This is a genomic window from Paracoccus sp. (in: a-proteobacteria), assembly GCF_030538655.1.
In the GTDB taxonomy this organism is placed as follows: domain Bacteria; phylum Pseudomonadota; class Alphaproteobacteria; order Rhodobacterales; family Rhodobacteraceae; genus Paracoccus.
Genome location: NZ_JAUNTO010000007.1, coordinates 58,643 through 78,480, shown reverse-complemented (window position 1 = coordinate 78,480; position 19,838 = coordinate 58,643). Strand labels below are relative to the sequence as shown.

General features: G+C 62.8%; 22 protein-coding genes. 13 read left to right on the top strand and 9 right to left on the bottom strand.

Features of this window, described 5'->3' with window-relative positions; genetic code table 11:
• Positions 1-15: 15 nt before the first annotated feature.
• Both Q4G22_RS06760 and Q4G22_RS06755 read right to left on the bottom strand, forming a co-directional pair.
• The gene (locus Q4G22_RS06760) at positions 16-702 is read right to left on the bottom strand and encodes a DnaA/Hda family protein (protein ID WP_303385138.1); all 687 of its coding nucleotides are present in this window, start codon (positions 700-702) and stop codon (positions 16-18) included.
• Positions 699-1,907: an AI-2E family transporter gene (locus Q4G22_RS06755; RefSeq protein ID WP_303385137.1), complete on the bottom strand. Its 1,209-nt coding sequence runs from the start codon at positions 1,905-1,907 to the stop codon at positions 699-701. The genes Q4G22_RS06760 and Q4G22_RS06755 overlap by 4 nt, the downstream gene beginning before the upstream one ends.
• 135 nt (positions 1,908-2,042) lie before the next feature.
• Here Q4G22_RS06755 and proS point away from each other — a divergent pair, with 135 nt between their 5' ends.
• From proS to Q4G22_RS06710, 9 genes are all read left to right on the top strand, one after another.
• A complete protein-coding gene (proS, locus tag Q4G22_RS06750; RefSeq protein WP_303385136.1) occupies positions 2,043-3,401 on the top strand; it encodes a proline--tRNA ligase in 1,359 nt (452 codons plus the stop codon).
• Positions 3,401-3,910 carry a DUF2937 family protein gene (locus Q4G22_RS06745; RefSeq protein ID WP_303385135.1) on the top strand — a complete coding sequence of 170 codons (510 nt, stop codon included), beginning with the start codon at positions 3,401-3,403 and terminating at the stop codon, positions 3,908-3,910. Before proS ends, Q4G22_RS06745 begins: the two co-directional genes overlap by 1 nt.
• Before the next feature lie 154 nt (positions 3,911-4,064).
• A complete protein-coding gene (locus Q4G22_RS06740) occupies positions 4,065-5,246 on the top strand; it encodes an ABC transporter substrate-binding protein (RefSeq protein ID WP_303385134.1) in 1,182 nt (393 codons plus the stop codon).
• 98 nt (positions 5,247-5,344) lie between these two features.
• Complete coding sequence (locus tag Q4G22_RS06735; RefSeq protein ID WP_303385133.1) at positions 5,345-6,526, top strand: ABC transporter substrate-binding protein; 1,182 nt, start codon at positions 5,345-5,347, stop codon at positions 6,524-6,526.
• 102 nt (positions 6,527-6,628) lie between these two features.
• On the top strand, positions 6,629-7,411 hold the full coding sequence (locus Q4G22_RS06730) for an ABC transporter ATP-binding protein (protein ID WP_303385132.1): 783 nt from the start codon (positions 6,629-6,631) through the stop codon (positions 7,409-7,411).
• Positions 7,408-8,238 carry an ABC transporter ATP-binding protein gene (locus tag Q4G22_RS06725; protein WP_303385131.1) on the top strand — a complete coding sequence of 277 codons (831 nt, stop codon included), beginning with the start codon at positions 7,408-7,410 and terminating at the stop codon, positions 8,236-8,238. The genes Q4G22_RS06730 and Q4G22_RS06725 overlap by 4 nt, the downstream gene beginning before the upstream one ends.
• Positions 8,239-8,241: 3 nt before the next feature.
• Positions 8,242-8,616 (top strand): hypothetical protein, encoded by a 375-nt coding sequence (locus tag Q4G22_RS06720; RefSeq protein ID WP_303385130.1) that lies wholly within the window; start codon positions 8,242-8,244, stop codon positions 8,614-8,616.
• A complete protein-coding gene (locus tag Q4G22_RS06715) occupies positions 8,616-9,623 on the top strand; it encodes a branched-chain amino acid ABC transporter permease (RefSeq protein WP_303385129.1) in 1,008 nt (335 codons plus the stop codon). Before Q4G22_RS06720 ends, Q4G22_RS06715 begins: the two co-directional genes overlap by 1 nt.
• 11 nt (positions 9,624-9,634) lie before the next feature.
• Entirely contained in the window at positions 9,635-10,981 is a 1,347-nt protein-coding gene (locus Q4G22_RS06710) for a branched-chain amino acid ABC transporter permease (protein ID WP_303385128.1), read from the top strand.
• Positions 10,982-11,075: 94 nt separating this feature from the next.
• Here Q4G22_RS06710 and Q4G22_RS06705 read toward each other — a convergent pair whose 3' ends face one another.
• A complete protein-coding gene (locus Q4G22_RS06705) occupies positions 11,076-11,516 on the bottom strand; it encodes a CAP domain-containing protein (RefSeq protein ID WP_303385127.1) in 441 nt (146 codons plus the stop codon).
• Between the two features lie 183 nt (positions 11,517-11,699).
• On the opposite strand from Q4G22_RS06705, the gene guaA reads away from it, so the two are divergent.
• Positions 11,700-13,256 carry a glutamine-hydrolyzing GMP synthase gene (guaA, locus tag Q4G22_RS06700; protein ID WP_303385126.1) on the top strand — a complete coding sequence of 519 codons (1,557 nt, stop codon included), beginning with the start codon at positions 11,700-11,702 and terminating at the stop codon, positions 13,254-13,256.
• Positions 13,253-13,627 (top strand): hypothetical protein, encoded by a 375-nt coding sequence (locus Q4G22_RS06695; RefSeq protein WP_303385125.1) that lies wholly within the window; start codon positions 13,253-13,255, stop codon positions 13,625-13,627. The genes guaA and Q4G22_RS06695 overlap by 4 nt, the downstream gene beginning before the upstream one ends.
• Before the next feature lie 78 nt (positions 13,628-13,705).
• Here the strand turns inward: Q4G22_RS06695 and Q4G22_RS06690 are convergent, their stop codons facing one another.
• Together Q4G22_RS06690 and Q4G22_RS06685 are read right to left on the bottom strand one after the other, a co-directional pair.
• The gene (locus Q4G22_RS06690) at positions 13,706-13,975 is read right to left on the bottom strand and encodes a DUF1971 domain-containing protein (RefSeq protein ID WP_303385124.1); all 270 of its coding nucleotides are present in this window, start codon (positions 13,973-13,975) and stop codon (positions 13,706-13,708) included.
• A 1-nt stretch (position 13,976) separates the two neighbouring features.
• Positions 13,977-14,204, bottom strand: coding sequence for a hexameric tyrosine-coordinated heme protein (locus tag Q4G22_RS06685; protein WP_303385123.1), 228 nt, complete (start codon positions 14,202-14,204; stop codon positions 13,977-13,979).
• A gap of 185 nt (positions 14,205-14,389) precedes the next feature.
• On the opposite strand from Q4G22_RS06685, the gene Q4G22_RS06680 reads away from it, so the two are divergent.
• Together Q4G22_RS06680 and Q4G22_RS06675 are read left to right on the top strand one after the other, a co-directional pair.
• Entirely contained in the window at positions 14,390-15,175 is a 786-nt protein-coding gene (locus Q4G22_RS06680; RefSeq protein WP_303385122.1) for a hypothetical protein, read from the top strand.
• 79 nt (positions 15,176-15,254) lie between these two features.
• Positions 15,255-16,067, top strand: coding sequence for a GNAT family N-acetyltransferase (locus tag Q4G22_RS06675; protein WP_303385121.1), 813 nt, complete (start codon positions 15,255-15,257; stop codon positions 16,065-16,067).
• An 85-nt stretch (positions 16,068-16,152) separates the two neighbouring features.
• On the opposite strand, the gene Q4G22_RS06670 is transcribed toward Q4G22_RS06675, so the two are convergent.
• The 4 genes from Q4G22_RS06670 to alr all read right to left on the bottom strand — a co-directional run bounded on the left by Q4G22_RS06670 (position 16,153) and on the right by alr (position 19,838).
• On the bottom strand, positions 16,153-17,067 hold the full coding sequence (locus Q4G22_RS06670) for a hemolysin family protein (RefSeq protein ID WP_303385120.1): 915 nt from the start codon (positions 17,065-17,067) through the stop codon (positions 16,153-16,155).
• Positions 17,068-17,076: 9 nt separating this feature from the next.
• Positions 17,077-17,577, bottom strand: a complete 501-nt coding sequence (gene ybeY / locus Q4G22_RS06665; RefSeq protein WP_303385119.1) for an rRNA maturation RNase YbeY — start codon at positions 17,575-17,577, stop codon at positions 17,077-17,079.
• Positions 17,570-18,658, bottom strand: a complete 1,089-nt coding sequence (locus tag Q4G22_RS06660; protein ID WP_303385118.1) for a PhoH family protein — start codon at positions 18,656-18,658, stop codon at positions 17,570-17,572. Before Q4G22_RS06660 ends, ybeY begins: the two co-directional genes overlap by 8 nt.
• Positions 18,659-18,812: 154 nt before the next feature.
• Positions 18,813-19,838 (bottom strand): alanine racemase, encoded by a 1,026-nt coding sequence (gene alr / locus Q4G22_RS06655; RefSeq protein ID WP_303385117.1) that lies wholly within the window; start codon positions 19,836-19,838, stop codon positions 18,813-18,815.

Below are 19,838 nucleotides of genomic sequence, written 5' to 3'. Positions count from 1 at the left end.
TTTTTTAGTCCGCGATCATGCGTCAGATGCGGGCATCTTGTCCAGTATATCTGCTGCCATCCGCCGTGTCACAGGCCCACCAGCCGCAAAGGCCGCAGCATCCAGCGCCGCAACCAGACGCCGGGCCAGCCCCAGATCACGATCCATCCGCCGCAGCAGCCAGCCGATCAGCGCGGGCGGCACGGCAAGCTGGCGGTCCGCACACAGCTTGACCAGAACGGCGGCCAGCAATTCCTCGTCGGGGGCACCCAGCCTGACCTGCGTCATCGCATCCATGCGCGAACGCAGGTCAGGCAGCGTCAGTCCCCAGTCACGCGGCGCCGCGCGGGCGGTCAGCAACAGCAGCGCACCACGGGCGGGCGCAAGGTTCCACAGATGAAACAACATCGCCTGATCCGCCGCGCGGCCCGCCACGCGCTCGGCATCCTCGACCACCAGCGCACCGCCGTTCAGCAAAGCATCGGGCGAGGTATTGGCCAATGCGTCCGCCGCGACCACGGGCGCACCGCGTTCAGCCGCCCAGAATGCCGCGATATGGCTTTTGCCCGCGCCCTCTGGCCCGATCAGCAGCAACCGCCCCTGCGGCCACAGCGCCGGAGCATCCAGCATCGCCAGCGCATCGCGGTTCGCGGTGGCCAGCAGGAAATCGCCGCGCGACAGTGCCGGAGGCGTGCGCAGATCAAGGGGAATTTGCCGGGTCACGTTTCGTCTTGCTTGGCTCGTTCCTCGATCATCTCGTCGATGCGAACCTCGTTGATGCGCTGTTCGGCGGCGCGTTCGGCCTGTCGTCTTTCACGTTCGACCGTGCCGGGGGGGACGATCTCGATCAGTGTCGGACATTGTGGCGGCGCGGGCATTTCGCGGCCGGTATAGAGGCCGCTTTCCCTGTATTGTTCCGCCGCATAGCGCACCAGAACCCCAAGCGCCGCCGCCACGGGCACCGCAACCAGCATCCCGGCAAACCCGAACAGCGATCCGAACACGGACAGCGCCAGCAACAGCCAGACGGGATGCAGCCCGACATGATGGCCGACCAGTTTCGGCACCAGATAATTGCTTTCCAGCATCTGGCCCGCGACAAAGATCGCTACGACGATCCCGATCATCACCGGATCACCCCAAAAAGCGAACAGCGCCAGCCCGATTGATGTCACGCCACCGATGATCGTGCCGACATAGGGGATGAACGTCAGCATCCCCGCGACCACACCGACCAGCAGCGCAAAGGGCAGCCCGACCAGCAGCAGGCCGGTGGCATAAAAGACCGAAAGAATGGTCATCACCATACCTTCGCCGCGCAGAAACCCGCCAAGCGCTTCGTCAATTTCCCGCGCCAGACGGCGGATCGTGGGGGCATGGTCGCGCGGCAACAGGCTGTCCACCCGGTCCAGCATATTGTTCCAGTCCAGCAGCAGGTAAAAGGCGACCACGGGCACGATGACGATAATCATCACCACGCTGAGGACGTTCATCACCGACCCCAACACAATGCCAGCCAGTTCGCCGCCGCGTTGTGAAATGGTGTGGCCAAGATTGGCCAGCGTCTCGCGCACGGGGCTTTGATCATCCAGCAGTTCGGGGAACCTGTCTCCCAGAAAGGACTGAAGCCGGTTGAATATCTCGGGCGCGGTCTGGATCAGCTGCCCGAACTGCCGCGACAACAGCGGGATGATGCCCAACAGCGCCGCGACGATCAACAATGCCACGCTCAGCGTAATCAGCGCAGTGGCCCAGACACGGCTCAGCCCGCGGCGTTCCAGCCAGTCGGCAATCGGGTTCAGCAGATAGGCGATGGCCGCGCCGATCAGAAACGGCGTCAGCGTTGACCCCAGTTGCCACAGCACCAGCATCAGCACGGCGGCGGCGATGCCCCAATACCAGACCTGTTTGCGCCCACTGACCTGCATGGTATCTCCGTCGCGTTACGCGCTCGTTGTGCTATGATGTTGGCCCTGATGCAAGCGCAGCGGGCCACGCCACGCCATCTTGCCCCGCCTGCCCGCCTGCCCTAGACCGTGGCCAAACGAACAAAGGTGCCCGCTATGCGTCTGTCGCGCTATTTCCTGCCCGTCCTGAAAGAAGACCCGAAAGAGGCGCAGATCGTCAGCCACCGGCTGATGCTGCGCGCGGGCATGATAAAACAGCAATCGGCGGGCATCTATTCCTGGTTGCCGCTGGGGCTGAAGGTGCTGCGCCGCATCGAACAGATCGTGCATGAGGAACAGCAGCGCGCCGGCCATATCCCGGTGCTGATGCCCACGATGCAGCCCGCCGATCTGTGGCGCGAAAGCGGGCGCTATGACGATTACGGTCAGGAAATGCTGCGCATCAAGGACCGGCACGACCGCGACATGCTGTTCGGCCCCACGAACGAGGAGATGATTACCGACATCTTCCGCGCCCATGTGAACAGCTACAAGGATCTGCCGCTGACGCTGTATCAGATCCAGTGGAAGTTCCGCGACGAGGTGCGCCCCCGGTTCGGCGTCATGCGCGGGCGCGAGTTCCTGATGAAAGACGGCTATAACTTTGACCTGACGAAAGAGGACGCGCTGCACGCCTATAACCGCCATCTGGTCAGCTATCTGCGCACCTATGAACGCATGGGCCTGCAAGCCATCCCGATGCGCGCCGATGGCGGGCCGATTGGCGGTGACTATACGCATGAATTTCTCGTGCTGGCCGAAACCGGCGAATCCGAAGTGTTTTATGACAGCGCCATCACCGACCTGAAATTCGGCGACCGTGTGATTGATTATGACAGCGTGGAACAGTGTCAGGCGGTTCTTGACGAATTCACCAGCCGCTATGCCCGCACCGACGAAACCCATGACGAGGCGGTATTCGCGCAGGTGCCCGAGGATCGCCGCCGCTCGGCCCGCGGGATCGAGGTCGGGCAGATCTTCTATTTCGGCACGAAATACTCGGATGCGATGGGGGCGACGGTTGTCACACCCGATGGCGGGCGTGTGCCGGTTCACATGGGATCGCACGGCATCGGCGTCAGCCGTCTGCTGGGCGCCATCATCGAGGCCAGCCACGACGACAAGGGCATCATCTGGCCCGAGGGCGTGACGCCCTTCCACGTGGGCATCGTCAATCTGAAACAGGGCGATGCCAGCACCGACAGCGCCTGTCAGGCGATCTATGACGATCTGCGCGCGGCGGGGCTTGATCCGCTGTATGACGACCGCGACGAACGGGCCGGGGCAAAATTCGCCGGCATGGACCTGATCGGCCTGCCCTGGCGTATCACCGTCGGCCCGCGCGGTCTGGCCAGCAACAAGGTTGAACTGACCAACCGCCGCAGCGGCGAATCCGAAGAGATGTCGCCGTCCGAGGCCGTGGCCCGGATCAAGGCGATCTATGAACCGATCATCGCCGCAGGCTATCCGGTCTGATGGCGGGGCTGCTGCGATTGGGCTTTGCGGCCTGCTGCGCCGCGGCCCTGTCGCAGTTTCCGGCCTTTTCGGATCAATATGTTCAACGGCTTGGCGGGCAGGTCGATGCGCTGACCCGTGTGGCCGCCGATTTCGACAGCAGCGCCGCCCGCGCCGGGCTGACCCGTGAACAGGCACTGGCCGATCTGTCAGGCAGCACCTTCCGCGATCTGCATCAGCGCGACATGGGCCGGGTGTTCACCCGGTTAGAGCAGGCGCGCGCCGATCTGGCCCTGTTGCGTGCCGCCGCGCCGCTGGAACGCATCGCCCTGCCGCATCGTCTGCGCGATCCCGCCACTCTGGCCGCGACATGGGGCGATTTCCGCCCCGCCCTGCCCGTCACCACGGCTGGTCTGGGTGCCGCAGCCATCGGTTTCGGGCTGGGGTTGGGGCTGTGGACCGCTCTGGCCGCCCTGCTCCGCCGCCGCCGCGCCGACATCAGGCGCCAGCCGCCTGCGCTGCGCCACTGACATCCTGCACGGCACGATCCACAGGCAACGCCACCCCCTGCACATGCATGACGGCACGACCTGGCGGGTTTTCCATCTGAAATGCTTTCTTTTTGGAAAACCCGCCTCTAACCTCTACGTCAGAACTGTTGTCCAAACGGGAGGAAAAGAAAAAATGAAAAAATTGTTGATCGCCACGGCTGCCGGGGCATTGCTGGCAGGGGCCGCAACGGCCGAAGACATCAAACTGGGCATTTCCATCGGCTTTACCGGCCCGCTGGAATCGCTGTCGCCCGAAATGGAAAAAGGCGCGCTGCTGGCCATGAAAGAGGTCAGCGATTCCGGGTTGCTGCTGGATGGCTCGACCGTAACCGGGGTGCGCGCCGATTCCACCTGCACCGATGCCGCCGCAGCCGTATCCGCCGCGGAACGCATCGTGGCCGATGGGGTCAAGGGCATCGTCGGCGGCATGTGTTCGGGCGAAACCATCGCCACACTGGAACGTGTCGCCATGCCCAACGGCATCGTCATGATCGCCCCATCCGCCACCTCGCCCGCACTGTCCACGATCGAGGATAACGGGCTGTTCTTCCGCACCTCGCCGTCCGACGCGCGTCAGGGCGAAGTGATGGCCGACATCCTGATGGATCGCGGCGTCAACACCGTCGCCGTCACCTATACCAACAACGACTATGGCAAGGGGCTGGCCGACAGCTTTGCCGCCGCCTACACTGCCAAGGGTGGCACCGTCACCGTCAGTTCCGCCCATGACGACGGCAAGGCCGACTATGCCGCCGAGGTCGCGGCACTGGCCGCCGCCGGAGGCGAAGCTCTGGTCGTTGCGGGTTACGTCGATCAGGGCGGTTCCGGCGTCGTGCGCGGATCGCTGGACACAGGTGCTTTTGACACCTTCGTTTTCGCGGACGGCATGGTGGCGAATGCGCTGCAAGAACGCTTTGGCGCGGAAATCAACGGCAGCTTTGGTCAAAACCCGTCATCCGAGGGCGAAGGCCGTGACCGTTTTATCGCGCTGGCGTCCGAGGCCGGGTTTGACGGGTCGAATGCGTTTTCCGCCGAATCCTATGACGCTGCGGCACTGATTCTGTTGGCGATGGCCAAGGCGGGCACTTCGGACCCCAATGTTTACAAAAACAGCGTGATGGATGTGGCCAACGCACCGGGCGAACAAATTCTGCCGGGTGAATTGGCCAAGGCATTGGAAATCATCAATGCCGGGGGCGATGTGGATTATGTCGGCGCAACCTCGGTCGAACTGGTCGAGCCAGGCGAATCCGCAGGCATTTACCGCGAGGTCGAATTCCGCGACGGTGAATTGCAGGTTGTCGGCTATCGCTGATCGCCACAAGCGGCAAATACGCTTTAAATGCCGCTTTTCCAATGACCGCGCGGCGTCTAAGCTGCGCGGTAATCCAATAACCAACAGGACGGGATAAAATGAAAAAACTACTCCTCGCCACCACGGCCTGCGTCATGACCGCTGGCCTGATTCACGCCGAAGAAATCAAGCTGGGCACACAACTGGCCTTTACCGGGCCGCTGGAATCCATGGCCCCCGACATCGCCGCCGGTGCCGAGGCGGCCATGAAAGAGGTCAGCGATTCCGGCCTGTTGCTGGGTGGTGCCACGGTGACTGCGGTGCGTGGCGACACAACCTGTATCGACGCCGCCGCCGCGGTCTCGGCGGCAGAGCGTCTGATTTCCGAAGGCGTGCGCGCCATGGTTGGTGGCCAGTGTTCCGGCGAAACCATCGCGACGCTGGAACGCGTGGCGATGCCCAACGGCGTGCTGATGATCTCGCCCTCGGCCACCTCGCCGGCGCTGTCTGACATTCAGGATAACGGCCTGTTCTTCCGCACCGCGCCGTCAGACGCGCGTCAGGGCGAGGTGATGGCACAGATCGCGCGCGACAAAGGCATCGAATCCGCCGCCGTCACCTATACCAACAACGACTACGGCAAAGGGCTGGCCGACAGCTTTGCCGCCGCCTTCCAGGAAGTGGGTGGCACCGTGACGATCACCGCCGCACATGACGACGGCAAGGCCGACTATTCCGCCGAGGTTGCGGCACTGGCTGCTGCCGGTGGCGATGTTCTGGTCGTCGTCGGTTACGTCGATCAGGGTGGTTCGGGCGTTACCCGCGCGGCGCTGGATACGGGATCGTTCGAAAAGTTCATCTTCCCGGATGGCATGATCGGTGATCTGCTGGTCCAACGCTTTGGCAGCGAGATCGACGGCTCGATCGGCATCAACCCCGCCGCCGAGGGCGAGGGCCGCGACCGTTATAACGAACTGGGCCGCGCCGCCGGTTTTGAGCCTGAAGGCGCCTATTCGGCCGAAGCCTATGACGCCGCAGCCCTGATCCTGCTGGCGATGCAGGCCGCCGGATCGTCTGACCCCGCCGTGTTCAAGGATAAGGTGATGGACGTCGCCAACGCACCGGGCGAACAGATCCTGCCGGGCGAACTGGCCAAGGGTCTGGAACTGCTGGCCGCCGGTCAGGACATCGATTACGTCGGCGCCTCGTCCGTGGAACTGGTCGAACCGGGTGAAAGCGCGGGCACATTCCGCGAATCCACCATCACCGACGGCAAGCTGGAAACCGTCGGTTTCCACTGACCGCAACAGACCGCCCGGCGTTTGTGCCGGGCGGTTCACGCATAAAAACAGCGCCGACCACCAAACACTTCGGATTCAACACGAAGGTTACAGGGGAAGTTTATGATTCAGGTCAAAAACCTGCACCGACATTTTGGCGGCTTTCGCGCCGTGGATGGCGCCAGCCTGACCATTGCCAAAGGGTCAATCACCGGGCTGATCGGCCCGAACGGGGCGGGCAAATCCACCTTGTTCAACGTCATTGCAGGTGTGCTGCCGCCAACATCCGGCACCGTCACCATGGCGGGCGAGGACATCACCGGCCTGCCCCCGCACAAGTTGTTCCACAAAGGGCTGCTGCGCACATTCCAGTTGGCACATGAATTTTCGTCGATGACCGTGCGGGAAAACCTGATGATGGTGCCCGGCGGCCAGACCGGCGAAACGCTGGTGAACACATGGTTCCGCCGCGGCCGCATCGCCGCCGAGGAACGCGCCCTGCGCGAAAAGGCCGACGAGGTGCTGGAGTTTCTGACCATCAGCCACGTTGCCGATGAAAAGGCCGGAAACCTGTCGGGCGGGCAGAAAAAGCTGCTGGAACTGGGCCGCTGCATGATGGTCGATGCCAAGATCGTTTTCTTGGACGAGGTGGGCGCAGGCGTGAACCGCACCCTGCTGATGACCATCGCCGATTCCATCATCCGCCTGAACCGAGAACGCGGCTATACCTTTTGCGTGATCGAACATGACATGGATTTCATCGGCAAGATCTGCGACCCGGTGATCGTCATGGCCGAGGGTAAGGTGCTGGCCGAAGGCCCCGCCGATCACATCATGCAGAACGAGACCGTGATCGAGGCTTATCTGGGCCGTGGCCTCAAGAACAAGGACATGGTGGGCGTATGAGCAGCAGCGACGTATTCGGTGGGCGCGGCAACCGTGACGCCTCGATCGTCAATACTCAGGGCATCGGCACGATCGACGGCACGCGCCGCAGCGGCCCTGTCGGTCCGGGCCATACGGGTGATCCGTTCCTGATCGGTGAAAATATGACCGGCGGCTATGGCAAGGGGCCGGACATCCTGCACGATTGCACGATCAGCGTGGAAAAAGGCGAAATCGCCGTGATCGTCGGCCCGAACGGCGCGGGCAAATCCACCGCGATGAAGGCGATCTTTGGAATGCTGGACCTGCGGCAAGGCTCTGTGCGGCTGAACGGGCAGGATATTACCGCGTTGAACCCGCAGGATCGGGTCAAGGCGGGCATGGGCTTCGTGCCGCAGGTCAACAATATCTTCCCGTCCATGTCGGTCGAGGAAAATCTGGAAATGGGCGCGTTTATCCGCACCGACGATTTCCGCCCCACGATGGAACAGGTCTATGATCTGTTTCCGATCCTGCGCGACAAGCGGCGACAGGCGGCGGGTGAATTGTCCGGCGGTCAGCGCCAGCAGGTCGCCGTAGGCCGGGCGCTGATGACGCAGCCGCAGCTGCTGATGCTGGACGAGCCGACGGCGGGCGTGTCGCCCATCGTGATGGACGAATTGTTCGACCGCATCATCGAAATCGCCCGCACCGGCCTGCCCGTGCTGATGGTCGAACAGAACGCCCAGCAGGCTATGGCCATCGCCGACAAAGCCTATGTTCTGGTGCAGGGGGCCAACGCGCACACCGGCACCGGCAAGGAACTGATGGCCAATGACGAGGTGCGCCGCACCTTTCTGGGGGGCTGAGCGATGCATATGCCACTTGCCGCCACTCTTATACCGGCGCCTGCCCCCGCCGCGCTGGCCCAGCAGACGATCAAGCCACAATGGCTTTGCCAATTTGCGACGCGATGCCGGGATGCCGATTGCACCGTCTCGGATCATCGTGTCACGGTCTATCTGCCCGCCCCCCCGACCGACGAAAGGCCGCTCAGCGCCACCATCGCCGATCCGACCAGCATCGTCACACGGCAAGGCCCGCGGCACACCGATGCCAGCCACCTGATCGGCGGTTGGCACACCAGCTATTGTCCGCTGTCGGCCACGCCGGACGGCGCAGCCATTCACAACGACGATCAGGCGGGATCATTGACCCATTTCAGCACATACAGCGAGGCGGCATAATGGACATTCTGAACGCCTTTGTCACCTTTCTGAACTTTGTGTTCATCCCCGCCGCTGCCTATGGCGCGCAGCTTGCGCTTGGGGCGCTTGGGGTGACGCTGATCTATGGCATCCTGCGATTTTCCAACTTTGCTCATGGCGACACGATGGCCTTTGGCACCGCTATGGTGATCCTGTTCACATGGTGGCTGCAATCCATGGGCATCAGCTTTGGTCCGCTGCCCACCGCCTTGCTGGCGCTGCCCTTGGGTATCGCCGCGACGGCTTTGCTGGTGCTGGGGACGGATCGCGCGGTCTATCGGTTCTATCGCGCCAAGAAATCGCCGCCGATCATTCTGGTCATGGCCTCGGTCGGGGTGATGTTCATCATGAACGGCCTGACCCGTCTGGTCATCGGCGTGGACGAAATCCGCTTTGACGACGGTGCACGGTTCGTCATCAGTGTGCGCGAATTCCGCGAACTGACCGGGCTGAGCGAGGGTCTGGCGCTGCGCAGCACACAAGCGTTGACCGTCGTGGTCGCCTTTCTGGTCGTCGCCGCGCTGTTCTGGTTTCTGAATCGCACCCGGTCGGGCAAGGCGATGCGCGCCTATTCCGATAACGAGGATCTGGCGCTGCTGTCGGGCATCGACCCGGAACGAGTGGTGCGCCAGACGTGGCTTATCGCCGCCGCGCTGATGACCATTGCGGGCACACTGTATGGTCTGGACAAGTCCTTCAAGGCGTTCAACTATTTCCAGATCCTGCTGCCGATCTTTGCCGCCGCCATCGTCGGAGGTCTGGGCAGCCCGGTGGGGGCCATCGCGGGCGGGTTCATCGTCGCCTTTTCCGAGGTGGCGATCACCTATCCTTGGGTCAAAATCGCGGGATACCTGTTCCCCGACTGGCAACCGGGCGGGCTGCTGCAACTGCTGTCCACCGAATATAAATTTGCGGTCAGCTTTATCATCCTGATCGCCGTTCTGCTGTTCCGCCCGACCGGGCTGTTCCGTGGCAAATCTGTATAAGGGGGCTGAACATGTCGGGAAATCGTCAAGCTGATACGGCCTCCAGCCCATTCCGCGCGCCAGTTCTGTTCGCCGTCCTCGCCATTCTGTTCGTGCTGGAAGGCACGATGAGCAACGGGCTGTTTTCGGGATCGTGGAACACCTCGCTGGCCATTTTGAACATGGGGCTGATCTCGGCCATCATGGCCTTGGGTGTGAACATGCAGTGGGGCTATGCCGGGCTGTTCAACTCGGGCGTGGTCGGGTTTCTGGCCATCGGCGGGCTGGCCCCGGTGCTGATCTCGCTGCCGCCGGTTGAAGGGGCATGGGCTGCTGGCGGGCCGCGTTTACTGTTGTCCTTGGCAGTGGGCTTGGGCGCGATGGTGCTGGCCGCACAGGTCTGGCACCGGATGCCCAAGGGAAGGCTGCGCGGGCTGGTGCTGGTGGCTGTGCTAATCGCCGGGTTTTTCCTGTTCCGCATGATCTTTGACCCTGCCGTGACCGCGATCGAGGCCAATCAGTCGGCGCGGTTCGGCAATATCGGCGGATTGGGTCTGCCGGTGCTGCTGGCATGGCCGGTCGGCGGGCTGTTCGCCGCCGCCGCCGCCTGGGGGGTGGGCAAGGTCGCACTGGGGCTGCGGTCGGATTATCTGGCCATCGCCACGCTGGGGATCGGTGAAATCATCGTCGCCGTGCTGCGTAACGAAGAATGGCTGGCCCGCGGGGTGAAGAACATTTCCTCGATCCCACGCCCGGTGCCTTATGAGATCGAGCTTCAGCGCAACCCGCAGTTTCAGGATTTTGCCGCCAGCTGGGGCTTTACCGTGGCCGAGGCCTCGGGGATATGGGTCAAGCTGTGCTATATGCTGCTGTTCCTTGTTGTGCTGCTGCTGCTGATCCTGCTGGCGGAACTGGCGCTGAAATCGCCCTGGGGCCGCATGATGCGCGCCATCCGCGATAATGAAACCGCAGCCGCCGCCATGGGCAAAAACGTCACTGCCCGGCATTTGCAGGTATTCATCATCGGGTCGGCCGTGATCGGCATGGCCGGGGCGATGATGGTGACGCTGGACGGGTTGATGGCGCCCGGCGGCTATGTGCCGTTGCGCTATACCTTCCTGATCTGGGTGATGGTGATCGTCGGCGGGTCGGGCAACAACTGGGGATCGGTTCTGGGCGCGGTGCTGATCTGGTTCATCTGGATCAAGGTTGAGGTCTGGGGGCCGCAACTGATCGGCCTGTTGACCATGCTGCTGCCCGATGGCTCGGTGAAACAGCAACTGCTGGGCAGTGCGCCGCATATGCGGTTTATCACGATGGGACTGGTGCTACTGCTGGTGCTGCGGTTCTCGCCGCGCGGGTTGTTGCCGGAACGGTAAAGTTGCGTCCCGCGACGCCGGGGGCATTCTGCCCCCGGACCCCCTGAGGATATTTGCGGACCAAAGATGCCGGGGCGGGCGTGCCCGGATGGACCTAGCGGCAATCGTAGCCCATCACCACGCTCCACCAGCGGCGACCATCGGGGCCAATCGTGACGCCCGCGCCGATGTCGGTTGACAGTTGCCCCAGCACCTGTTCACGATGCGGTTGCGAGGCCAGCCAGCGGTTGACGACCTCGGTCGGGGTGCCGCCCGTTGTTACAAGCTGCACCACGCCGCAGGTCGGATAGCTGACAGCCCGTGCCCGCTCTACGATATTCGAGCCGTCTGATCCGGCAACGGTCGCCTGCCCCATCCGCGCCATATCGCAGGCGTGGCTTTGAGCGATACCGGCCAGCTTGGCGTGAGTGCGCAGGATGGTTTTACCCTCGACCTGCCGGGCGGCGTTCAGGGCAGTTTCCATCTCTTGCGACTGCACCGGATCAGCCAGGCATTGCGCTGCGGTTGTGGTCGCATCGCTGACATCCATCGGCATAGCGTCATTTTCGCAGGCGGACAGCATTGCAAGTGCAGCAACGGCGATCAAAGAACGGCAAAGCATGGCTGGCCTCGGCAGATGGTTGTTTCCATTCAGCTTTCGCAACGCGCGCCGGGGTCAGCGGGTTCCGCGCTGCGCTGACCTCTTGCGTCAACGGGCTGGCGGGCCTAAAGCGCGGATATGACCCAGCATCAGCGCCTTCTTATCATCGACTTTGGCTCTCAGGTGACGCAGCTTATTGCGCGGCGTCTGCGCGAGTTGAACGTCTATTGCGAAATCCACCCCTATCAGAACGTGACCGAGGATTTTCTGCGCGACTTTGCCCCCCGCGCGATCATCTTTTCGGGCGGGCCTGACAGCGTAACGCGCGAGGGCAGCCCGCGCCCGCCGCGTCTGGCGTTCGAGATGGGCGTGCCGATCCTTGGCATCTGCTATGGCCAGCAGGTGATGATGCAGGAACTAGGCGGGCTGGTCGAAAGCGGCGATGGCACCGCCGAATTCGGCCGCGCTTTCGTGACCCCATCGGATGACCGCCTGCCGTTACTGGACGGATGGTTTGACGATGGGCGCGAACAGGTCTGGATGAGCCACGGCGATCACGTGTCGCGGCTGGCACCCGGCTTTGAGGTTTATGGCACCTCACCCGGCGCGCCTTTTGCGATCACCGCCGATGCGGCGCGCAACTTCTTTGCCGTGCAATTCCACCCCGAGGTGCATCACACCCCGCGCGGCGCCAAGCTGTATGAGAATTTCGTGCGGCTGGCGGGCTTTAGCGGCGACTGGACAATGGCCAGCTATAAGGACGAGGCGATCCGCAAAATCCGCGAACAGGTCGGCGATAAGCGGGTGATCTGCGGTCTGTCGGGCGGGGTCGATAGTTCGGTCGCCGCTGTGCTGATCCACGAAGCGATTGGCGACCAACTGACCTGCGTCTTCGTCGATCACGGGCTGCTGCGGCTGAACGAGGCGGATGAAGTGGTCAGCATGTTCCGCGACCATTACAACATCCCGCTGATCCATGCCGAAGAATCCGACCTGTTCATCGGCGCTTTGGAGGGTGTCTCGGACCCCGAGGTCAAGCGCAAGACCATCGGCAAGCTGTTCATCGACGTGTTCCAACGCGAGGCCAGCAAGATCGAGGGGGCCGAGTTTCTGGCGCAGGGGACGCTTTACCCTGACGTCATCGAAAGCGTGTCCTTCAGCGGCGGGCCTTCGGTGACGATCAAATCGCACCACAACGTCGGCGGTCTGCCCGAAAAGATGGGCCTGAAGCTGGTCGAACCGCTGCGCGAGCTGTTCAAGGATGAGGTCCGCGCCCTTGGCCGCGAGTTGGGCCTGCCGGAACAATTCATCGGCCGTCACCCCTTCCCCGGCCCCGGCCTTGCCATCCGCTGCCCCGGCGAGATCACCCGCGACAAGCTGGACATTCTGCGCAAGGCCGATGCAGTGTTCATCGACCAGATCCGCAAGCACGGTCTGTATGACGACATCTGGCAGGCTTTCGTGGCCATTCTGCCGGTGAAAACCGTGGGCGTGATGGGCGACGGGCGCACCTATGACTATGCCTGCGCGCTGCGGGCGGTGACTTCCGTCGATGGGATGACGGCGGATTATTACCCGTTCAGCCATGATTTCCTTGGCGAAACGGCAACCCGGATTATTAATGAGGTGCGCGGCATCAATCGCGTGACCTATGACATCACCTCGAAACCGCCGGGCACGATCGAGTGGGAATGACAGCGCGGCAAATCTATGCGGTGCTTCTCGTTTATGTCGCCATTGGCGCCGTGATCGACGCAATATTCTGGCCCGATCCAGAGGCAATGCCGCCCTATACCTGGAATGACTTCATTCAGATGGTCGGGATCGTCGTGCTATGCCTTTTATGGCAATCTACTGATGCAAATCAGCGCGGCCAGACCGTCGGAAGCGGCACGCGGCTGCTGACGATCTTGCTCACACCGTTGGGACTGCTGATCTATCTGTGTGCAACACGCCGGTGGTGGGGTTTAATGGTCTGGATCGGGTTTCTGCTTGGCATCGTTTTAGCATATGCTATCAGCGCTTTTATTACAGACCTGCTTTATGCCCAGTCTGAGCTGACCTGATCCGGATTGCACCAAACAAGGCATATACCTGCAAAGCACCGCCAAAGATCACTTTGGCGGTGCGTTCATCTCACGCCGTCATTCAGGCCAGTCATACATGAAATCAATCTGAAACGCGACCGCGCCGTCCAGTTCGACGTGATGCGGGGCCAGTGGCTCGATTAGGCCGGGGTGGTCGGGCGACAGCAGGATGCGTTCGTCGCGGTCCTCGTAAACCAGCCAGATGCGCCCTGACAAAACCCGCAGCAGACCGCGCGAACCAGCCTTGATCTTGTGTTCCTTCAACAGCGCATCGGGAATGGTGTCCTGCGTGAACACCTCGGTCGAGCGATAGATTTGTCCGGTCATATCAGCGCCAATAGTTGTTTGCTGCGGCGATGGTCTGAAAATTGATCGCCACCACCTGCGACGCCGCCGTCAGCGCATCGGCATCATTGGCATAAACGGGGCGCAATTTTTGCAGCACCTCGACATCAGGCTGCGTGGTTTTGACACCGCGACGGCTGAGCGTCACGGCAAGCTCGAATCCTTCTTGCGGAGTGGCTGTTATCAGGGTCGCAAGCCATGGGTCAGACATCAGGTTTCTCTTTTGCTGCTACGGTCACGGCTAAAGTTTACCAGAAAAAGGGATGGGCAGCCTTGGCAAAAATCAAACCTGCCACCACGGCGTTACGGCATTTCCCCTATTCACCGCATGTCATCCAACATTTGCCCCAAACGCAGGGGTGCTTTATCATGGCAGCATCACGCCCGAGATCGCCCATGCGCCTGATTTTGTCCGCCCTGCTTATCGGTCTGGCTGCCCTGTCCGTCCAAGCCGCGCCCCCCGCGCAATGCGAAATCGCCCGCGCGCATCAAAGCGCCACTGGTCCCTGCGATTTTCACATCCAGCGCGGCGGCAGCTTTACGGTGCGAATGCAGGATGGCAGCCTGATCGCCGGAGCAGCATCGGTATCGCTGCACATCGCCGCCCCCGGTCAAGGCACACTTGGCGGCACCAGTCCCGATGACAAAACCACTGATTGGGGCGCGGTGCAGCGGAATACTGACGACCCGGCCTGCTGGTTTGGCGACAGCGTCGCAATCTGTGTGCGCGGTGCAGATCATCCGCCGCCACCGGACGCTTTTGCCGGGCGCTGTCACATGGACGGTTGTTCCTGGGTCGATCAGTCCGCGCCCCATCAGATCGCGCAAGGCAGCATCGCGGTTCCAGGGCGCAGGATCAAGGTGACGCAGCGGCTGGCCTATAGCCAGCATCCGGGCGCGAACTATCCCGACACACCGCCTGCCGGACTGGAATGGTCCGATCCGGTAACAGTGCAATTCTTTTGCTCGCCGCTGCGGCCCGCGTTTGCGACCGGCGCAAGCTGGATCGTGCTGCCTCTGCCACAGGTCTTTGGCGCAACCGAATCCGTCACCCGGATGTATCTGCACGCCTGCCACCCCGGCACGGATGACGATCCCTATACCGCACCCGCAATGCTGGGCTATACGGCAGGCCAACCAGCGCGTGACAAATACCCTGATTTCCATGCCCTGATCCGTTGACGACCCTTGCCAGACCTTTGCACGGCTGGCGGCATCGCGCGCGGGCCAGTAGGCTGGCCCAAAGCGAGGGGAACCAGACATGACCGGCTGCGCCTGCGGGCATCATCACACCCATCACCACCCCATGCCCGAAACCGGCATCGAGATCGCAATCTCACCACCTCTGCGCGCGCTGACCGGGCGGCTGATCTGCGCGGACATGAATCAGATGCTGCTGGCGATGCGCCTGCTGCCCGATCACATCACCGCCAGCCGGGCCGAGCCGGGTTGCCTGCGCTTTGACATCGCGCAGGACAACGATCCGATGATCTGGCACCTGAACGAACTGTTCACCGACACGACGGCATTCGCCGCGCACCAGAGCCGGACCCAAGCCAGCACATGGGGACAAAACAGCGCCGCGATCCGCCGCGACTTTACCGCGACCGATACCCTGCCGCGCCTGCGCCCGGAAACCCGTGCCGATCATGACGGGATCGCGCAATTGCTGCGCCAGGCCTTTGACAGCACGGCCGAGGCTGATCTGCTGGCCAGCCTGCGCGCCGATGGCGATCTGGCCCTGTCGCTGGTGGCCGAGGCACAGGGCACCATTCTGGGCCAAGTCGCCCTGTCGCCGGTGTCGGCGGCGGGTCCGGCCTTGGCACTGGCCCCGGTGGCGGTCCACCCTGCGCTGCATGGCCGTGGCATTGGCAGCGCCCTGATCCGCACCGCGATCAGCAGCTTTGCCGATCACACGATCATCGTTCTGGGCGATCCGGCCTATTACCACCGTTTCGGGTTTCAGCCAGCCGAGCTGATCTCGCCCTACGCAGGCCCACATCTGATGACGGCAGGGCCAAAACTGCCCGCCAGCAGCCCCATAACACACGCCGCCGCCTTTTCGCGGCTATAAGGGCTTTTTATCTTCTTGGGGCAAGGCCAATCAGGAAAAGGGGCAGGCGCCCCCTTCGTTATATGGATAACCCGGCGATTTGCGTTTATCCGGCCTTACCCTCGACCGCCGGGCGATCCTTGGGGGCACGCAACCGCACCCGCTTGATCCGGCGCGGGTCGGCATCGACGATCTCGATTTCGGCCCCCGAATCCAGCGCGATCACCTCGCCCCGGACCGGCACGCGGCCCGTCAGCATAAAGACCAGTCCACCCAGCGTGTCGATTTCTTCTTCTTCCTCGCCGGTTGCCAGACGAAGCCCGGTTTCAGCCTCGACATCGGCCAAGGGCGCGCGGGCCTGAATCAACCACTCGCCCGGTTTGACCAAGGCGGTCAGCCGACCTTCGGCCTCGTCATGTTCATCCTCGATCTGACCAATCACCTGTTCGATCAGGTCTTCGATCGTCACCAGCCCATCCACACCGCCATATTCATCAATCACCAGCGCCATATGGATGCGTTTCTGCTGCATCTGCTGCAACAGCACCCCGATGGGCATCGAAGGCGGCACATATAGCAAGGGCCGCAGCATCGGGCGCAGAGTAAACCGCCCGCCCTTGCCAAAGCCGTGCTTCAGCGCCAGATCCTTGAGATGGATCAGCCCCAAGGGGCTGTCCATCGTGCCGCGAAACACTGGAATCCGCGAAAAGCCGTGTTCGCGAAACATCTCGACCAGATCATCCAGCGATACGGTAACGGGCACGGCGATGATTTCCGCCTTGGGGATCGCCACGTCATCAACCCGCAACCGCCGCAGATTGACCAGTCCCGGCGCGGGCTGCGAGGCCGTGCCGACAGGTTCAGCCGCCGCCGCTTCGTCCCCGGTGAAGACCCCGAAAAAACGCCCCAGAAACCCGCGCGATCCGGGCAGATCGCGCCCCTCGCCGCCGACCCCATCGGCCCAGCCTGCGGGGTCTTCCAGCGTTTTCGGTGTCTCGGGACTTCGGGGATCGTCGCTCATCTTTCTCTCTCAACTGTCGGGGCATTCGGCTGCGTAAGGGTCGGCAATGTTCAGCGTCGCAAGAATGGAACGCTCGGCCGTTTCCATGGTTTCGGCATCGGCGTCGGTTTCGTGATCGTAACCGACCAGATGCAGCACGGCATGAACCAGCAGATGCGTGACATGATCCGCCGGTGCCTTGCCCTGCGCGGCAGCCTCGGCCATGCAGGTGTCATAGGCGATGGCAATATCGCCCAGCTCATCATCATCGGGCAGATCCGGGGCGGCACCGGGGGCCGCGCGCAGCGGTTCGACCGAGGGCCATGACAGCACATTCGTCGCCTTGGGTTTGCCGCGAAAATCCGCGTTCAGCGCCGCGATGCGGGCATCATCGCAGCCCAACACCACGACTTGGCCACCGATCCCCAGCCAGCCCAAGGTCGCGATCACCGCACGATCCGCCAGTTCCGGCAGACCGGCGGCTTGCCATCGCTCATCCTCGATGACGGTATCGGTCAGCGGCTCAGGCATCGGATCGCGGCATCCGGCGCGGCGCATAATCGCCACGGTTGCCATCCCCTTCGCCGCGCGCCAATGCGGCGACATCCTCGGCATCGTAGGCCTGAATGATCCGCGCCACCAAGGGGTGCCGCACCACGTCCTGCGCGGTAAAATAGGAAAAGCTGATGCCCTTGACGCCCTTGAGAATCCGTTCGGCCTCGACCAGACCGGACTGCATCCCGCGCGGCAGGTCGATCTGGCTGCGGTCGCCGGTAATCACCATGCGAGACCCTTCACCCAGACGAGTCAGGAACATTTTCATCTGCATCGCGGTGGCGTTCTGCGCCTCGTCCAGCACGACAAAGGCACTGGCCAGCGTCCGCCCGCGCATAAAGGCCAGGGGCGCGATTTCGATGCGCTTTTCCTCCATCAGCTTTTGCATCTGTTTCGACGGCAGAAAATCGTTCAGCGCATCATACAGAGGCTGCATGTAAGGATCGACCTTTTCCTTCATGTCGCCGGGCAGAAAGCCCAGACGTTCCCCGGCCTCGACGGCGGGGCGCGACAGGATGATCTTGTCCACATGGCCACCGATCAGCATGGTGACGCCAACGGCCACCGCAAGATAGGTCTTGCCGGTGCCCGCCGGGCCGATGCCAAAGGCCAGTTCGTTCTGAAACAGCGACCGGACGTAATCCTTTTGCGCCTCGGTGCGGGGTTCGACCGATTTCTTGCGGGTGCGTAACTCGTAATTACCGGCGCTGAACATTTCCAGCTGCTCGGCGGGGGTGGTTTCAGCGGCAGGGACATCGCCCATACGCAAAGCGGCCTCGACCTCACCCATTTCGACGGTGCGGCCCTGTTCCAGCCGCGCATAAAGGCCGCGCAGAACCCGCGCCGCCTCGGCCTGCGCATCTGCCGGGCCGATCACGGCCAGCAGATTGCCGCGCCGCAGGATATGCACACCAAGGCCTTCTTCGATCCGCGCCAGATGTCGGTCATTGGCACCGCACAGATCAATCAACAGACGGTTGTCGGGAAACTCCAGCAAGGTTTCAGCCGCCGGGCTGGCATTGCCGGATGGTGCGGGGGGCAGAGGGTTCAGGCCCAAAAGTCTCTCCGAAAGATCAATCCGCTTTCAAAGTGACAACTCGCAGGGATTCGCACAAGGGCAGAACCGCCCGCCCCTCGGCAAGATGTGGCCAATCCGCCGCGCCCCGCCGCTTGCTGTTTGTCTGAATACGCATCCTGGGGCGCGGCGGCAATCAGATATAGCTGCGCTGATACCGCGCGCCCAGACTGGTCAGCACCTCATAGCCGATGGTTCCCGCGAAATCGGCCAGTGCATCAACGCCCTGACGGTCATTCAGAATATCCAGCGCATCCGGCACGTCATGCAGGGCGGTCACATCGCAGGTTATCAGATCCATCGACACCCGCCCGATGATCGGACAGGCCACATCGCCCGCCCACAGCACCGCAGCGCCGCGCGCCAGTGCACGGTGCAGCCCGTCGGCATAGCCTGCGGCCACCGTGGCCACCCGCGTCACCCGGTCGGCCCGCCAGCTTGCGCCATAGCCGACGAATTCGCCGGGACGCACGACCCGGGTCTGGATCACCGGCAGCGACAGCCGCACCACCGGCGTGGCATCGACAAAGGGTGCGCCGCCATACAGGCCAATGCCGGGCCGCGTCAGATCGAAATGATAGTCCGTCCCCAGCACAATACCGCCCGTTGCCGACAGGCTGCGCGGCGCGGTAACGCCCTGTGTCATCTCGGCAAAAGCCGCCAGTTGCCGGGCATTTTCCGGGCTGTCCTCGTCGGCGCAGGCCAGATGCGACATGACCAGCGCCGGACCTTGGCCCTGATTGGCGGCCATAGCCTCACCCCGGATACCGGACCATTCCGCCGGTTCCAGCCCCAGCCGATTCATGCCGGTGTCCAGTTGAATCCCGAACGGCTGACCCGGCCGCATGGCGCGGTCGCGGAAAAACTGCTCGGCACTGTTCAGCACCGGAATCAGCCCGCCCAAAGACGCGCCCGCCATATGCCCCGACAGCACAAAGATACGCGCATCACCCGGCAGATGCGGACGGATCGCCTGCCCCTCGGACGCCAGCGCGACAAAGAAATCCCGCGCGCCGCAATCATACAGAACGGGCGCCACGCGGGCGGCGTCCAGACCATAGGCGTCGGCCTTGACCACCGCGCCGGTGCGGGCACCGGGGGCTTTGGCCGCCAACGCCTTCCAATTGGCCGCAACGGCCCCAAGATCAATCTGCAAAACCAT

What these genes read in the sequence shown, in the direction of transcription:
- Q4G22_RS06680 (WP_303385122.1), top strand. Translation starts at nt 14,390, where the DNA reads ATGCGCCTGATTTTGTCCGCCCTGCTTATCGGTCTGGCTGCCCTGTCC.
- Q4G22_RS06670 (WP_303385120.1), bottom strand. Translation starts at nt 17,067, where the DNA reads ATGAGCGACGATCCCCGAAGTCCCGAGACACCGAAAACGCTGGAAGAC.
- Q4G22_RS06685 (WP_303385123.1), bottom strand. Translation starts at nt 14,204, where the DNA reads ATGTCTGACCCATGGCTTGCGACCCTGATAACAGCCACTCCGCAAGAA.
- Q4G22_RS06720 (WP_303385130.1), top strand. Translation starts at nt 8,242, where the DNA reads ATGCATATGCCACTTGCCGCCACTCTTATACCGGCGCCTGCCCCCGCC.
- Q4G22_RS06745 (WP_303385135.1), top strand. Translation starts at nt 3,401, where the DNA reads ATGGCGGGGCTGCTGCGATTGGGCTTTGCGGCCTGCTGCGCCGCGGCC.
- Q4G22_RS06730 (WP_303385132.1), top strand. Translation starts at nt 6,629, where the DNA reads ATGATTCAGGTCAAAAACCTGCACCGACATTTTGGCGGCTTTCGCGCC.
- Q4G22_RS06735 (WP_303385133.1), top strand. Translation starts at nt 5,345, where the DNA reads ATGAAAAAACTACTCCTCGCCACCACGGCCTGCGTCATGACCGCTGGC.
- Q4G22_RS06710 (WP_303385128.1), top strand. Translation starts at nt 9,635, where the DNA reads ATGTCGGGAAATCGTCAAGCTGATACGGCCTCCAGCCCATTCCGCGCG.
- Q4G22_RS06690 (WP_303385124.1), bottom strand. Translation starts at nt 13,975, where the DNA reads ATGACCGGACAAATCTATCGCTCGACCGAGGTGTTCACGCAGGACACC.
- Q4G22_RS06695 (WP_303385125.1), top strand. Translation starts at nt 13,253, where the DNA reads ATGACAGCGCGGCAAATCTATGCGGTGCTTCTCGTTTATGTCGCCATT.
- alr (WP_303385117.1), bottom strand. Translation starts at nt 19,838, where the DNA reads ATGGTTTTGCAGATTGATCTTGGGGCCGTTGCGGCCAATTGGAAGGCG.
- Q4G22_RS06675 (WP_303385121.1), top strand. Translation starts at nt 15,255, where the DNA reads ATGACCGGCTGCGCCTGCGGGCATCATCACACCCATCACCACCCCATG.
- Q4G22_RS06725 (WP_303385131.1), top strand. Translation starts at nt 7,408, where the DNA reads ATGAGCAGCAGCGACGTATTCGGTGGGCGCGGCAACCGTGACGCCTCG.
- Q4G22_RS06740 (WP_303385134.1), top strand. Translation starts at nt 4,065, where the DNA reads ATGAAAAAATTGTTGATCGCCACGGCTGCCGGGGCATTGCTGGCAGGG.
- ybeY (WP_303385119.1), bottom strand. Translation starts at nt 17,577, where the DNA reads ATGCCTGAGCCGCTGACCGATACCGTCATCGAGGATGAGCGATGGCAA.
- Q4G22_RS06755 (WP_303385137.1), bottom strand. Translation starts at nt 1,907, where the DNA reads ATGCAGGTCAGTGGGCGCAAACAGGTCTGGTATTGGGGCATCGCCGCC.
- proS (WP_303385136.1), top strand. Translation starts at nt 2,043, where the DNA reads ATGCGTCTGTCGCGCTATTTCCTGCCCGTCCTGAAAGAAGACCCGAAA.
- Q4G22_RS06715 (WP_303385129.1), top strand. Translation starts at nt 8,616, where the DNA reads ATGGACATTCTGAACGCCTTTGTCACCTTTCTGAACTTTGTGTTCATC.
- Q4G22_RS06705 (WP_303385127.1), bottom strand. Translation starts at nt 11,516, where the DNA reads ATGCCGATGGATGTCAGCGATGCGACCACAACCGCAGCGCAATGCCTG.
- guaA (WP_303385126.1), top strand. Translation starts at nt 11,700, where the DNA reads ATGACCCAGCATCAGCGCCTTCTTATCATCGACTTTGGCTCTCAGGTG.